Below are 12,423 nucleotides of genomic sequence, written 5' to 3'. Positions count from 1 at the left end.
ACCATACAGAATCGATTACGCGTCACGGCATGGAGCAGTCAGGCCCGAAGCGGTCGTGATCTGAGGATTTCGTCATGGAACTCAACGACCTCTTGAGCCTCGAGGGTGTCGTGCCCGCGTTGAAGGCCCAGAGCAAGAAGCAGGTCCTGCAGGAACTCGCGGCCAAGGCCGCGACTCAGACGGGCCTGCCTGAGCGCGAGATCTTCGAGACGCTGCTTCATCGTGAGCGGCTGGGCTCCACGGGCGTCGGCGACGGGATCGCCATCCCGCACGGAAAGCTCGTGCCTCTGAAGAAGATCGTCGGGGTCTTTGCGCGGCTGGAACGCCCGGTGGAGTTCGACGCCCTCGACGAGCAGCCGGTGGACCTGGTGTTCCTTCTGCTCGCCCCCGAGGGGGCTGGCGCCGACCATCTCAAGGCGCTCGCCCGCATCGCCCGGGTCCTGCGTCAGGGCGAGACGGCCGACAAGCTGCGCGCCTCCCGCGACCCGGCGGCGCTCTATGCGCTCTTGACGCAGCCTTCCGCGACAGCCGAAGAAGGAGCCGGCGCCGCCAGGAAGCCCGGCGAAACCGGATAACGGAAGGCTTGCGTTTTCCGCCTCTGCGACAGAAGTAAGACGAATGACAAAACCACGCACGCTCTACGACAAGATCTGGGACGACCACGTTGTCGAACGTCAGGAGGATGGCACCACCCTCCTCTATATCGACCGTCACCTGATTCACGAGGTCACCAGCCCGCAGGCCTTCGAGGGACTTCGGCTGACCCGACGCGCCGTCCGCGCGCCCACCCGCACGCTCGCCGTCGTCGACCACAACGTGCCGACGACAGACCGGAGCCACGGCATCGAGGATCCGGAGTCGGCGCTGCAGGTCGCGACCCTGGCGGAGAACGCCAAGGAATTCGGAATCGAGTACTACAACGAGCTCGATCCGCGGCAGGGCATCGTCCACATCGTCGGCCCCGAGCAGGGCTTCACCCTTCCGGGCATGACCATCGTGTGCGGTGACAGCCACACCTCGACCCATGGCGCCTTCGGTGCGCTCGCCCATGGCATCGGCACCAGCGAGGTGGAGCACGTGCTCGCCACGCAGACGCTGATCCAGAAGAAGGCGAAGAACATGCGGGTGACCGTCGACGGCACCCTGCCGGAGGGGATCACCGCCAAGGACATCGTCCTCAGCATCATCGGCACGATCGGCACCGCCGGCGGCACCGGGCATGTCATCGAATATGCCGGCGAAGCCATCCGCGCGCTGTCCATGGAAGGCCGCATGACGGTCTGCAACATGTCGATCGAAGCGGGTGCCCGCGCCGGCATGATCGCGCCGGACGAGACCACCTACGCCTACATCAAGGATCGCCGTCGCGCACCCAAAGGCGCCGCATGGGACGCCGCCAAGGCCTACTGGGAGACGCTCCCCTCCGACGAGGGTGCGGAATTCGACAGCGAGATCACGCTCGACGTCGCCAACCTGCCCCCGATCGTGACCTGGGGCACGTCGCCCGACGCGGTCGCCACGATCGACGGCCGCGTGCCCGATCCGGCAGACGCGCCCAACGAGCACAAGCGCCGGGCGATGGAACGCGCGCTGGAATATATGGGTCTGACGCCGGGCACCCGGATCACCGACATCGCCATCGACAAGGCCTTCATCGGCTCGTGCACGAACGGCCGGATCGAAGACCTGCGCGCCGTCGCCAAAATCGTCGAGGGCCACAAGGTCCACGAGAGCGTCGACGCGATGATCGTGCCGGGCTCCGGGCTCGTGAAGGAGCAGGCCGAGGCCGAGGGGCTGGACAGGATCTTCCGGGCAGCCGGTTTCGACTGGCGCGAGCCGGGCTGCTCCATGTGTCTGGCCATGAACGCCGACCGGCTCAAGCCGGGCGAGCGCTGCGCCTCAACCTCGAACCGCAACTTCGAGGGACGGCAGGGTTTCAAGGGGCGGACCCACCTGGTCTCGCCGGCCATGGCAGCGGCCGCGGCGATCGCCGGTCGGTTCGTCGACGTCCGGGAATTCGGGCGCGACTGACCGACAGTCGTCGGAACGAATTGAAAGAGCCGCACCGTACTGCGCGATGCGGCTCTTTCCTTTTGTGCCGGGCGATTCCCGGTCCGGCCGGGGACGCTCACCGGTGCGCCTTGACTTACCGCCAACCCCGGCGCGAGCCACCGTTGAAGCAGATCTTTTCCGGCACGACGCGAACGATCTTGCCACGCGGCGTCCAGCGGACGATCCGGGTCCGTTCGACGATGCAGGTCCGTCCCCGGCCGAAGCGGCCGTGGCGATAGTGGCCGTGCTTGCCCCAGCGATGATGGTCGCCGCGATAGCCGCGGCGGTGACGATCCCCGCGGTAGCCGCGGTCGTGGCGCCCACCGACCTTCACGACGTTGGTCTCGGCGGACTGGGTGACGGCGGCGACCGGCGCAGGGCCTGCCGCGAGGGAGGGAGTGATGGAGCCGGCGCCAAGCGCTGCGACGGTGGCCAGGGCGATCATGGTGCTGCGAAACATGTCAGCTGTCTCCTCTGAGAGGCGGCGGACAGTTCCGCCGCCGACAGTCGAGAAGCTAGCCCCCCGCCCCTGAACCCAATCTGAGACCCGCGTTTATCCGAGGTTCATCAAGAGACCGGCGGGACGTCCGGGTATACGACGCAGCGCTCGGAACATGTCGCACCGCACCGCGGCCCTCTGGCACTGCGGTGCAAAATCGGCCTATGGTCCGGCCAACCGGTTCGAAGCCTCGCGGGCTTCGACACCCTGTTGAAACGGAGGCCGCTCGTGGTCCATCCGGTCGCCTGACCGGACCGCGACCGGCTCGATGGAAGGAGCCCCATGCAGCTCACGATCGGAAAAATCGGCCAGGAATCGGCTCACCAGCTCGCCCCGCTGATCGCGGCCTATGCGCAGGAGATGCGCCGGGGTGCGCCGCGCAGGCCCGACGAATACTATGCCGAGCTGCTTCTGGCCGACCCGACCGCCGAACTCCTGGGCGCCCGCAGCGACGGCGCCCTCGTCGGCTTCGCGATCTTCTTCGACCTGCCGGAAACCATCACCGGACACCGGGCCGGCCAGATCGACGACATCTACGTCGCCCCCTCGGCCCGCGATCACGGCGTGGGTCGGCGCATGATCGAGCAGCTCGTCGAGATCGGACGCACGCGGGAGTGGGCGCATCTGCGCTGGCTCGTGCCGGAGACCAACACGGCAGCGATCGGCCTATACGAGCAGATCGCCAAGCCCGCTCCCTGGAAAAGCTATTCGATCCCGATCCACGAGCGGCGCTGAGACCGTCCGCAGATCAGGCCCAGCCGAGCCGCCTGACCGAAACGGGCACCATGCGCGCCATGACACGGCGCGCTTGCGAACCCGGCCGGATCAATAGTAGCCGAGTTCTTTCATGAGATCGCCGTGCAGCCGATCGAACTCGTCCAGGTAGGGCTGGATCTCGGCAATTCCCGGCTCGTTCCCCCCGACCCGGTAGAAGAACGGAAACCGCTCTTTGAGCTCGTCGAACGCTGGGATGTCCGCCTGGTTGGCTGAAGCCCCCAGCAAACCCTCGACCTGAGACGCCCACAGATCGACGTCCTCAAGCATCGTCTCATATGTCGTGAGGACGGTATTCGGACGATTGACCGGATCCCACGTATAAAAGTGCCCAGACCACGACCCAAACCCGACGTCGCCCGCAATAACCTGCGGGATGTCGACAGGATAGCCTTCGACTTTGGAAAGATAGTGAGCATATGAAGCGACCGCCGCCCGGCCATCCCGAACGATGTAAATTGCGGGATCGTCGGCGAGCGGCGGTCCGTGGGTCTTTATGAGATAGATCTTCTCGGATGCCCGAGCCATCTCCAGAAATGCTGGCGAGTCGACCTTGTCTTTATACCCGCCGGCGAACCCGATTGCCGATTCCAGAAGTTCGCTCTGCTCGTCGTACAAAGAATAGGAGTTCAGGCCGAACTTTCTATTCAATATAGTTCTTGAAAAAGTATTTCCAGATCGCGGATATGACGCAAGCCAAACAAGCATAAAACCAATAAATCAGAATATTAGAACATGTTCATAGTTTGACAGGAGAAAGAGGCTGTGCCGGCGCACGCGCTCAAATGCCTCCATTCTCAAGGTGCTGCGTAACCCAAAGAATGAGGCCAAGCAAATAACTTTTACGCACAATAATATATTCAAATAATTTAACGTTAGGGCCTTTCACGATCCACCAAAAATCACAATCGTCAGGCGCTCAAAACTTAAAATGATCATATTTCATGAAGTTCGCTCGGCGACGAACCGTGGCGCCTCGCGAAGGACCGACGCCTTAACGCCGAAGGTATCGAGGACCGCGCTCGCTTCCTGCACGAGTTCGTCCAGCCGCGCCCGCGCCCAGTCCTCCCCGTGGATCGAGACGAGGGTCGCCTTACCACGCTCCGCATCCTTTCCGGTGCGCTTTCCGACGGCCGCCGCGTCGCCTGCCACGTCGAGCAGATCGTCGGCGAGCTGAAAGGCGGCCCCGATGATTTCACCATAGCGGCGCAGGCGTGCCCTGTCGTCGCCGGAAGCACCGGCAACGATCGCGCCGGCCTCGCAGGACGCGGCGATCAGGGCGCCCGTCTTCATTGCCTGCAGACGGACGATCTCGGGTTCGTCCAGCGCCCGTTTCTCGGCTGCCAGATCGAGCGCCTGACCGCCCACCATGCCGGCGGCACCTGAAGCCCGCGCAAGGCACAGCACCAGATCGGCGCGCACCTGCGGGTCGGCCCGCGTCCCGGCATCGCCCAGAATCTCGAAAGCGAGCGTCAGCAGCGCGTCGCCGGCCAGGATCGCGGTGGCCTCGTCGAACGCCTTGTGGACGGTGGGACGGCCGCGGCGCATGTCGTCGTCGTCCATGGCCGGCAGATCGTCGTGCACGAGGCTGTAGCAATGAACGCACTCGAAAGCGGCCGCCACGTTCAGCGCAGCTTCGGCGGGACCAGCGAACAGCCGAGCGCTTTCCAGAACGAGGAACGGGCGGAATCGCTTGCCGCCGCCGAGTGCCGCATAGCGCATGGCTTCGGCGATCGAGCCGGGCGCGGCCCCTTCAGTCGGGAGAAATCGATCGAGCGCGGCTTCCGTCGCCTCTGCGGCCGCCTGGAGCCGTTCCTCAAAAGCCATGGTCGGTCATCGCAGTCATGGGTCGCCGGGCTCTCCAGATTGATGATCCGCCTCGTGTGCGACCCTCTCACGCTCAGGTCAAGCACGGCGGCCCGCGAATCAGCGGAGTTGACGCGATGTCCCGTTCCGGCCAAACCGTCGCCGGCGGCCGGCACGGCGCCGTCGCACGCCGGACCGCAAAGTCCGAATCGGAAAGTTACCGTTGGCCGAGCGTCAGACTTCGCACCCAGGATCCAGACTGTTGCGCCGGCTCGCCAGGATTGCGGCCATCCTCGTCGCAATCCCGCTCGTACTGACCGTCGCCTATTCGGTCCTCAATCCCGTATCGACACTCATGCTCGGCAGATGGGTCACGGGCCAGTCCGTGACACGGGACTGGGTGGCCCTGGACGAGATCTCCCCGCACCTCGTCCGGGCCGTCGTGGTCTCGGAAGATGCCCGGTTCTGCATGCACTGGGGCGTGGACTGGGTGCAGATGTCGTCCGTGCTGGAGCGCTTCCTGGCAGGCGAGGAAACCCGCGGCGCGAGCACGATCAGCATGCAGACCGCCAAGAATCTCTTCCTTTGGCCCGGGCGCTCCTATGTCCGGAAGGCCGTCGAGATTCCGCTCGCGTTGTGGCTGGATCTCGTCCTGTCCAAGGACCGTGTGCTGGAAATCTACCTCAACGTGGCAGAGTGGTCGCCGGGCGTTTTCGGCGCCGAAGCCGCGGCACAGCACTATTTCGGCCGTCCGGCGGCAGATATCGGCCCGCGCCAGGGCGCCCTTCTCGCTGCCACCCTGCCCGATCCGGACGGGCGCAACGCTGCACGTCCGTCGCCGGGGGTGCAACGCATCGCAGCCGGGGTGCAACGGGAGGTGGAGCGATCGGGTTGGGTGTTCGACTGTCTGGACGCCCCGATCCGCTCGTGAATTTTCCGGGCAATCCGTCTTTGCAAGTCGCCCGACAGACTGTATATAGACGCGCTCGACATCCAGATATTCATGGACGTTTGCTCCCCCTGAACTGAAGTTCAGGGCCGTGGGGCATCATGGTCCGACAAGGAGAAGACGATGGCGGTTCCGAAGCGCAAAACGACGCGCATGAAGCGGGGCTTTCGCCGTTCGGCCGACGCGCTGAAGCAGCCGAGCTACATCGAGGACAAGGAGTCCGGCGAGCTGCGCCGGTCGCACCACATCGACCTGAAGACGGGCATGTATCGCGGCCGCCAGGTTCTCGAGCCGAAGGGCGAGTAAGCCCGCCACTGCGCCGGGCCGTAGCCCGCGTGCCCGCAAGCCGGTCGCCTGATCGCGGCCGGCGCGCCGTGTGGATCTGGCATCCGAGGCTCGCATGATTTCCGCCGTCCCGCTGACCATCGTCCCGCTGATCCTCTACAATGTGATCGCGTTCGTGTTCGCGGGCGGCAGTGCCACCTCCCCGATCTGGGGCAGCGAGCTGTTCTCGCTGACCCTGGTCTCCGGACATCCGTGGACGCCGGACCTGGCCGACCTGATCGAGGTCGTCGCGGTCTGCCTTCTCGGTGCGGAGATCATCAAGGCCACCCGCGTTCACAAGCGCTCGGTCCTGGACCACCTGGTCTCGACCGTGGTGATGGTGGTCTATGTGGTCGAATTCCTCGCGGTCGGGGCGGCGGCGACCTCCACCTTCTTCCTTCTCACCGTACTGGCCATCGTCGACGTGATGGCCGGATTTACGATCTCGCTCGGCGCCGCGCGCCGGGACGTGTCGGTGGAAAGCAGCGACGGCTGATCCCTTCGGGGTCGCTTGGATCGTACGTACATCCGGATGCGGACAAGGTGTGTCGGCTGCGACCGAGCGATTGCGATTTCGCAATGCGCGAGCGCTTTGCCATCCGTTATCTCCCGACCGAGCACTCGATGGGTCACCTGCCCCGATCGGATGCCCCCACTCCATCAAAATCACCCCTACGAACGGAGCCCGTTGGTCCATGTCGAATACACCGCACGAGTTGGCGGAGGAGTTTCCCGAGCACGTCGATACCATGCATCGGCTGAAGGGCGAGGACGCACACTTCGCGAAGCTCTTCGACGAGTATCACGAGGTCAACCGCGCGATTCACCGGGCCGAGACCGACGTGGAGCCGACCAGCGACGCGCACATGGAAGACATGCGCAAGAAGCGCCTGGCGCTGAAGGACGAGATCTACGGGATTCTGACCGCGAAGTAAGAGCGGAAACTTCGGTGGCCCGGTCAGAAGCCGGACCACCCGCGCTTTTACGCCCCGGACGAGCCACCGCCCTTCTTGGCCGCGCCTTTCGGGCCCCCGCTGCCGGTCGCCAGCGTATTCAGCTGGCGCTGCATTTCCGCGAGCTGACGCTTCATGTCGTCAAGATCGCCGGAGCCTGAACCGGCCGCAGCAGGCTTCTCCTCGCCGGCCTCCGCAGGTCGCTCCTGCGGCTCGCCGCCGGGTCCGAACGGCATGAACATCCGCATCGCCTGCTCGAACATCTGCGTGTTGCGCCGGACGTGCTCATCCAGCGTGTCGAACGGGCTGACCCCGAACGTGCTGGCCATCTGCTGGCGCATCTTCTCCTGATCGCGCACGAACGATTCCAGCGAATATTCGAGATAGGGCGGCACCAGCGTCTGCATGGAATCGCCGTAGAACCGGATCAGCTGGCGCAGAAACGCGATCGGCAGCAGGTTCTGCCCCTTGTTCTCCTGCTCGAAGATGATCTGGGTGAGCACCGACCGGGTGATGTCGTCGCCGGATTTGGCATCGAAGACGACAAAATCGTCTTCAGCCTTCACCATCTCGGCCAGGTCCTCCAACGTCACATAAGTGCTGGTACCGGTGTTGTAGAGCCGCCGGTTCGCATACTTCTTGATGACGGTGGGCTCGTCTGTCTTCGCCATGGTTCGCGTCGACCTCCCTATTGCCCGCGTCCGGGACGAATTTCGCGCTACGATAGGGGTTCGTTTCCCGCAACGCCACACTGGATTTGGCGTTGCGGCATGGAACCGTGGCGTCGAGCCCTCGCCGACATTGACACCCGGCCGGCGGGCGGGCTCTATCACAACGGTTCGGACACCATGGGACGCCGCTTCAACGACTGGGCGACGGCCCCCACATAGATGGTCGACCCCAAAAGGCCCTGAGCGAGCCACAGGCTGCGCCAAGACCACGTATCCACGCCTATTCCAAACCCTCGGAGGTCTCCGATGAGCCAAGACCAGATCGTCATCGCCAGCGCGGCCCGCACGCCGGTCGGCGCCTTCAACGGATCGTTCGCCACGACGCCCGCCGCCGACCTCGGCAAGGTGGCGATCGCAGGTGCCCTGGAGCGCGCCGGCGTCTCTGCCGACGACGTCGACGAGGTCATCATGGGCCAGGTCCTGACCGCGGCCCAGGGCATGAACCCCGCCCGTCAGGCCGCGATGGGCGCCGGCATCCCGAAAGAGAAGACCGCCTGGACGCTGAACCAGGTCTGCGGTTCGGGCCTGCGCACGGTCTGCATCGGCATGCAGCAGATCGCCACCGGCGACGCCGATATCATCGTTGCCGGCGGCCAGGAGAACATGACCCTGTCGCCCCATGCCGCTCACCTGCGCGCCGGCCACAAGATGGGCGACATGTCCTTCATCGACACGATGATCAGGGACGGCCTGTGGGACGTGTTCAATGGCTACCACATGGGCGGCACGGCGGAAAACGTCGCCAATCAGTGGCAGATCACCCGCGACATGCAGGACGAGTTCGCGGTCGCCTCCCAGAACAAGGCCGAGGCCGCCCAGAAGGCCGGCAAGTTCAAGGACGAGATCGTCCCGGTGACGGTCAAGGAGCGCAAGGGCGAGAAGGTCGTCGAGGACGACGAGTACATCCGTCACGGCGCCACCCTCGACAGCGTCGCCAAGCTGCGTCCGGCCTTCGCCAAGGACGGCTCGGTCACCGCCGGCAATGCGTCCGGCATCAATGACGGCGGCTCCGCCGTGGTGCTGATGTCGGCCGCCAACGCGGAGAAGCGCGGCATCGAACCGCTTGCCCGGATCGTCTCCTGGGCGACCGCCGGCGTGGATCCGTCGATCATGGGCACCGGCCCGATCCCGGCCTCGCGCAAGGCGCTGGAAAAGGCCGGCTGGAAGCCGGAGGACCTCGACCTGGTCGAGGCGAACGAGGCCTTCGCCGCCCAGGCCTGTGCGGTGAACAAGGACATGGGCTGGGACACGTCGATCGTGAACGTGAACGGCGGCGCCATCGCGATCGGTCACCCGATCGGCGCCTCCGGCAACCGCGTCCTGGTCACGCTCCTGCACGAGATGAAGCGCCGCGGCGCCAAGAAGGGCCTCGCCACGCTGTGCATCGGCGGCGGCATGGGCGTCGCCATGTGCGTCGAGCGCGGCTGACGCGCCTTCGCCTGACCGACTGGATTCTGAAGGCCGTGCCGGCATCCGGCGCGGCCTTTTTTCTTGGCCACTCGTTGTCCAATCGGCAAGGTCCGTCACACCGTTGCCGTCGTGCCCTCCCGCCGGCGATAGAGCCAGCGCGCGAACACCCGGTCGGAGACACCCGCGAGCACCAAGGCGACCAGCGCCGACGCCGCGACGGCAAACACCACCCGCCCGACCAGCACGCCCCAGACATCCGCGCCGACGGCAATGACCACCAGCGTGTCCTCGATCAGGCCGTGGGCGAACCCCATGAACACGCAGGCGAGGAAGACCTGGCGCGGGGGTACGTGTCCGGCCCGCGCCTCGGCAATCAGCAGCCCGCCGCCGAACGCGAGCCCGAGCACGAGGCCGACGGCGGTGAAGTGGGTCGCCTCCGCGGAGAGCCCGGCCAGGCGAAGCATGGGCGCGAGCGCGCGCTTGATCAGCTCCATCGCCCCCACCATGCGCAGGATCTCCATGCCCCAGGACAGGGCGAGCAGGATCGCCAGCAGGATCAGCATGCCGTAGCCAAGATCGGTCAGGAATCCGCCCCAGCCGGCCGTGTCCTCGACCGGTATCCAGGCCGGATCGATCGGTTCGGAGAGCCAGCCGGTAGTCGCGAAAATCCCATGAAGGAGCGCCGCGTAGACCAGCCCACCGGCGACACGCAGGACCGTCGTCACCCAGAAAGACGGACCGGCCCGGGCGACGATCTGCTGCTCCACCGGCAGGGCGTGCACGAACAGGAGCATGCTGGAGAAGATCGTCATGTCGGCCACGCTGATGGACCCGGCCGGCACAAGCGTGAACAGGACCGCCAGCCCGCCCCAGATCCCCACCAGGGCACCCGTCAGGACCCCGAAGGCATACTCCGGCGACAGCCCGTAGAGCCCCATGAGCGGGCTCAGGGCGGGCGCGATCCTGTCGATCACGCCGAACTCCGACAGCAGATGGGTCGCGATCGTCATCGGCACGATGATACGGACCAGCATCCAGTACACCCGCAGCATGTCGGCGGTTCGGCGAACGCAGTAGTCGAGCGTCGGCATGGCACGTCTTTCCGGTTTCAACGCACCTTCCCTACCCCGACAGAATTCGCAGTTTCGGTCAAAATGAGCATCATCATGCAATAATATTGCAAATCATGGCGTCGACGCTGCGCTCGACGGGGCGCGGCAGCCGAGAGTCACCGGACGACCGCCCTGCCCCATCGCACGCCGGACGGCCACCCACGAGGAACCAGAGCATGGACCGGATCGACAGGAAGCTCCTGACCCTGATGCAGCGCGACGCAAGCCGGACCAATGCACGGCTGGCGGACGAGGTGGGGCTGTCGCCGTCGAGCTGCCTGCGACGCATTCGGCGGCTACGGGCTTCCGGCGTCATCGACCGCATCGTCGCGATCCTCAATCCGGCCAGGGCCGGCCGGTCCCTGAAGGCGATCGTCACCGTCGAACTCAAGGAGCACGGCGAGCAGCAGATGCGGCAGTTCCTCGACCGGGCCGCCGGCGAAGCCGCCGTGACCCAAGCCTATGCGGTCACCGGCTCCGTCGATGCAGTCCTGGTGATGAGGCTGCGCGACATGGACGAATTCGACGGGCTTTGCGAGCGCCTGTTCCGCGAGCGCACCAACGTCGCCCGCTTCTTCACTCTGGTGGTCATTCGCACCGCCAAGGAAGAAACCGCGATCCCGCTGGAAGCGACACCCGGCTGACAGAACGCGAAGCCCCTGGGACCGCCCCGATCCCGCAATGCAGCACGCGCTTCTCGCGCTTTTTCCACCGAGCGTCGCATCGTTTTCGGCCACTGACGGCTTTACGCCGGAGCCTGATCCGTTACGGTCCATTCGACCGTCGGCTGATCGGCTTGTGTGGACGTTGCCCTCGCGGCGCCGCCCGAGACCTGCTCAAACCGGAGGCGCACAGGGGAGGACAGGTGTCGAAACCGGCAGGTGGCTGCGGCCGAATTCATGATCCGGCATGCCGCAAAAGCGGTGCGGGATCATGAAGTTAAGGCACAATCGCCTGCAAAATCGGCATCGAAACGTCATGGATTCGGGTTAGGTCTTCCGCGTGCCGGCCACGGCTCGCAGCAGCACCATCCGGCCCATGACCGAACGCTCAAGAAACGGAGGGAGGCAGAATGAGTAAGGTTGCGCTCGTCACCGGTGGAACCCGGGGTATCGGAGCCGCCATATCCAAAGGGCTCAAGGAGGCGGGCTACACGGTCGCCGCCAACTTTGCCGGAAACGTCGAGAAGGCGGAGGCGTTCAAGGCCGAAACCGGCATCGAGGTTTTCAAGTTCGACGTGGGCGACCATGAAGCTGCCGAAGCCGGCATCGCCGAGATCGAAAAGAAGCTCGGTCCGGTCGAGGTGCTGGTGAACAATGCCGGCATCACCCGCGACGCGACGCTCCACAAGATGACGTGGGAGCAGTGGAAGGAAGTCGTCGACACCAATCTGTCGTCGATGTTCTGCATGACGCGGCCGGTGATCAACGGCATGCGCGAGCGCGGGTTCGGGCGCATCATCAACATCTCCTCCATCAACGGCCAGAAGGGCCAGATGGGCCAGGCGAACTACTCCGCCGCCAAGGCCGGCGTGATCGGTTTCACCAAGGCGATCGCCCAGGAGAACGCGCGCAAAGGCATCACCGTGAACGCGATCTGCCCCGGCTACATCGACACCGACATGGTCGCAGCCGTGCCGGAGAAGGTGCTGGAAGGCATTATCGCGCAGATCCCGGTCGGTCGTCTCGGCAAGGCCGAGGAGATCGCAGCCGTCGTTGCCTTCCTCGCCTCCGACGCAGCCGCCTTCATGACCGGATCGGTGCTCACCGCCAACGGCGGCCAGTACATCGCCAACGGCTAGGGCTTCGCCGCG

15 protein-coding genes are annotated in these 12,423 nt (G+C 65.2%); 10 read left to right on the top strand and 5 right to left on the bottom strand.

Going from position 1 to position 12,423, the window contains the following annotated elements; genetic code table 11:
- The first annotated feature begins 74 nt into the window (after positions 1–74).
- The gene (gene ptsN, locus J2S73_RS08025; RefSeq protein ID WP_306884996.1) at positions 75–575 is read left to right on the top strand and encodes a PTS IIA-like nitrogen regulatory protein PtsN; all 501 of its coding nucleotides are present in this window, start codon (positions 75–77) and stop codon (positions 573–575) included.
- Positions 576–618: 43 nt separating this feature from the next.
- Positions 619–2,031 (top strand): 3-isopropylmalate dehydratase large subunit, encoded by a 1,413-nt coding sequence (gene leuC / locus J2S73_RS08020; protein ID WP_306884995.1) that lies wholly within the window; start codon positions 619–621, stop codon positions 2,029–2,031.
- Between the two features lie 115 nt (positions 2,032–2,146).
- Here leuC and J2S73_RS08015 read toward each other — a convergent pair whose 3' ends face one another.
- The gene (locus J2S73_RS08015) at positions 2,147–2,512 is read right to left on the bottom strand and encodes a hypothetical protein (RefSeq protein ID WP_306884994.1); all 366 of its coding nucleotides are present in this window, start codon (positions 2,510–2,512) and stop codon (positions 2,147–2,149) included.
- A 321-nt stretch (positions 2,513–2,833) separates the two neighbouring features.
- Between J2S73_RS08015 and J2S73_RS08010 the strand changes: the two genes are divergently transcribed.
- Positions 2,834–3,286 carry a GNAT family N-acetyltransferase gene (locus tag J2S73_RS08010; protein WP_306884993.1) on the top strand — a complete coding sequence of 151 codons (453 nt, stop codon included), beginning with the start codon at positions 2,834–2,836 and terminating at the stop codon, positions 3,284–3,286.
- A gap of 90 nt (positions 3,287–3,376) precedes the next feature.
- Here J2S73_RS08010 and J2S73_RS08005 read toward each other — a convergent pair whose 3' ends face one another.
- Together J2S73_RS08005 and J2S73_RS08000 are read right to left on the bottom strand one after the other, a co-directional pair.
- On the bottom strand, positions 3,377–4,033 hold the full coding sequence (locus J2S73_RS08005; protein WP_306884992.1) for a sulfotransferase domain-containing protein: 657 nt from the start codon (positions 4,031–4,033) through the stop codon (positions 3,377–3,379).
- Between the two features lie 234 nt (positions 4,034–4,267).
- Positions 4,268–5,152: a polyprenyl synthetase family protein gene (locus J2S73_RS08000; protein WP_306884991.1), complete on the bottom strand. Its 885-nt coding sequence runs from the start codon at positions 5,150–5,152 to the stop codon at positions 4,268–4,270.
- A 241-nt stretch (positions 5,153–5,393) separates the two neighbouring features.
- Between J2S73_RS08000 and mtgA the strand changes: the two genes are divergently transcribed.
- The 4 genes from mtgA (at position 5,394) to J2S73_RS07980 (ending at position 7,339) form a co-directional block, all read left to right on the top strand.
- Positions 5,394–6,062: a monofunctional biosynthetic peptidoglycan transglycosylase gene (gene mtgA, locus J2S73_RS07995; protein ID WP_306884990.1), complete on the top strand. Its 669-nt coding sequence runs from the start codon at positions 5,394–5,396 to the stop codon at positions 6,060–6,062.
- A 141-nt stretch (positions 6,063–6,203) separates the two neighbouring features.
- Positions 6,204–6,386 (top strand): 50S ribosomal protein L32, encoded by a 183-nt coding sequence (gene rpmF / locus J2S73_RS07990; protein WP_306884989.1) that lies wholly within the window; start codon positions 6,204–6,206, stop codon positions 6,384–6,386.
- Positions 6,387–6,480: 94 nt separating this feature from the next.
- Positions 6,481–6,900: a hypothetical protein gene (locus J2S73_RS07985; protein ID WP_306884988.1), complete on the top strand. Its 420-nt coding sequence runs from the start codon at positions 6,481–6,483 to the stop codon at positions 6,898–6,900.
- A 199-nt stretch (positions 6,901–7,099) separates the two neighbouring features.
- Entirely contained in the window at positions 7,100–7,339 is a 240-nt protein-coding gene (locus tag J2S73_RS07980) for an HP1242/YdcH family protein (protein ID WP_306884987.1), read from the top strand.
- A gap of 47 nt (positions 7,340–7,386) precedes the next feature.
- On the opposite strand, the gene phaR is transcribed toward J2S73_RS07980, so the two are convergent.
- Positions 7,387–8,028: a polyhydroxyalkanoate synthesis repressor PhaR gene (gene phaR, locus J2S73_RS07975; protein WP_306884986.1), complete on the bottom strand. Its 642-nt coding sequence runs from the start codon at positions 8,026–8,028 to the stop codon at positions 7,387–7,389.
- A gap of 306 nt (positions 8,029–8,334) precedes the next feature.
- On the opposite strand from phaR, the gene J2S73_RS07970 reads away from it, so the two are divergent.
- On the top strand, positions 8,335–9,516 hold the full coding sequence (locus J2S73_RS07970; RefSeq protein ID WP_306884985.1) for an acetyl-CoA C-acetyltransferase: 1,182 nt from the start codon (positions 8,335–8,337) through the stop codon (positions 9,514–9,516).
- 95 nt (positions 9,517–9,611) lie between these two features.
- Here the strand turns inward: J2S73_RS07970 and J2S73_RS07965 are convergent, their stop codons facing one another.
- On the bottom strand, positions 9,612–10,589 hold the full coding sequence (locus J2S73_RS07965; protein ID WP_306884984.1) for a nucleoside recognition domain-containing protein: 978 nt from the start codon (positions 10,587–10,589) through the stop codon (positions 9,612–9,614).
- A gap of 197 nt (positions 10,590–10,786) precedes the next feature.
- On the opposite strand from J2S73_RS07965, the gene J2S73_RS07960 reads away from it, so the two are divergent.
- Both J2S73_RS07960 and phbB read left to right on the top strand, forming a co-directional pair.
- Positions 10,787–11,254 (top strand): Lrp/AsnC family transcriptional regulator, encoded by a 468-nt coding sequence (locus J2S73_RS07960; RefSeq protein ID WP_306884983.1) that lies wholly within the window; start codon positions 10,787–10,789, stop codon positions 11,252–11,254.
- A gap of 428 nt (positions 11,255–11,682) precedes the next feature.
- On the top strand, positions 11,683–12,411 hold the full coding sequence (phbB, locus tag J2S73_RS07955; RefSeq protein ID WP_306884982.1) for an acetoacetyl-CoA reductase: 729 nt from the start codon (positions 11,683–11,685) through the stop codon (positions 12,409–12,411).
- Positions 12,412–12,423 lie beyond the last annotated feature (12 nt).

The organism is Amorphus orientalis (assembly GCF_030814015.1).
Lineage (GTDB): Bacteria > Pseudomonadota > Alphaproteobacteria > Rhizobiales > Amorphaceae > Amorphus > Amorphus orientalis.
This window is presented reverse-complemented; position numbering and strand designations above follow the sequence as displayed.

What these genes read in the sequence shown, in the direction of transcription:
- ptsN (WP_306884996.1), top strand. Translation starts at nt 75, where the DNA reads ATGGAACTCAACGACCTCTTGAGCCTCGAGGGTGTCGTGCCCGCGTTG.
- leuC (WP_306884995.1), top strand. Translation starts at nt 619, where the DNA reads ATGACAAAACCACGCACGCTCTACGACAAGATCTGGGACGACCACGTT.
- J2S73_RS08015 (WP_306884994.1), bottom strand. Translation starts at nt 2,512, where the DNA reads ATGTTTCGCAGCACCATGATCGCCCTGGCCACCGTCGCAGCGCTTGGC.
- J2S73_RS08010 (WP_306884993.1), top strand. Translation starts at nt 2,834, where the DNA reads ATGCAGCTCACGATCGGAAAAATCGGCCAGGAATCGGCTCACCAGCTC.
- J2S73_RS08005 (WP_306884992.1), bottom strand. Translation starts at nt 4,033, where the DNA reads ATGCTTGTTTGGCTTGCGTCATATCCGCGATCTGGAAATACTTTTTCA.
- J2S73_RS08000 (WP_306884991.1), bottom strand. Translation starts at nt 5,152, where the DNA reads ATGGCTTTTGAGGAACGGCTCCAGGCGGCCGCAGAGGCGACGGAAGCC.
- rpmF (WP_306884989.1), top strand. Translation starts at nt 6,204, where the DNA reads ATGGCGGTTCCGAAGCGCAAAACGACGCGCATGAAGCGGGGCTTTCGC.
- J2S73_RS07985 (WP_306884988.1), top strand. Translation starts at nt 6,481, where the DNA reads ATGATTTCCGCCGTCCCGCTGACCATCGTCCCGCTGATCCTCTACAAT.
- J2S73_RS07980 (WP_306884987.1), top strand. Translation starts at nt 7,100, where the DNA reads ATGTCGAATACACCGCACGAGTTGGCGGAGGAGTTTCCCGAGCACGTC.
- phaR (WP_306884986.1), bottom strand. Translation starts at nt 8,028, where the DNA reads ATGGCGAAGACAGACGAGCCCACCGTCATCAAGAAGTATGCGAACCGG.
- J2S73_RS07970 (WP_306884985.1), top strand. Translation starts at nt 8,335, where the DNA reads ATGAGCCAAGACCAGATCGTCATCGCCAGCGCGGCCCGCACGCCGGTC.
- J2S73_RS07965 (WP_306884984.1), bottom strand. Translation starts at nt 10,589, where the DNA reads ATGCCGACGCTCGACTACTGCGTTCGCCGAACCGCCGACATGCTGCGG.
- J2S73_RS07960 (WP_306884983.1), top strand. Translation starts at nt 10,787, where the DNA reads ATGGACCGGATCGACAGGAAGCTCCTGACCCTGATGCAGCGCGACGCA.
- phbB (WP_306884982.1), top strand. Translation starts at nt 11,683, where the DNA reads ATGAGTAAGGTTGCGCTCGTCACCGGTGGAACCCGGGGTATCGGAGCC.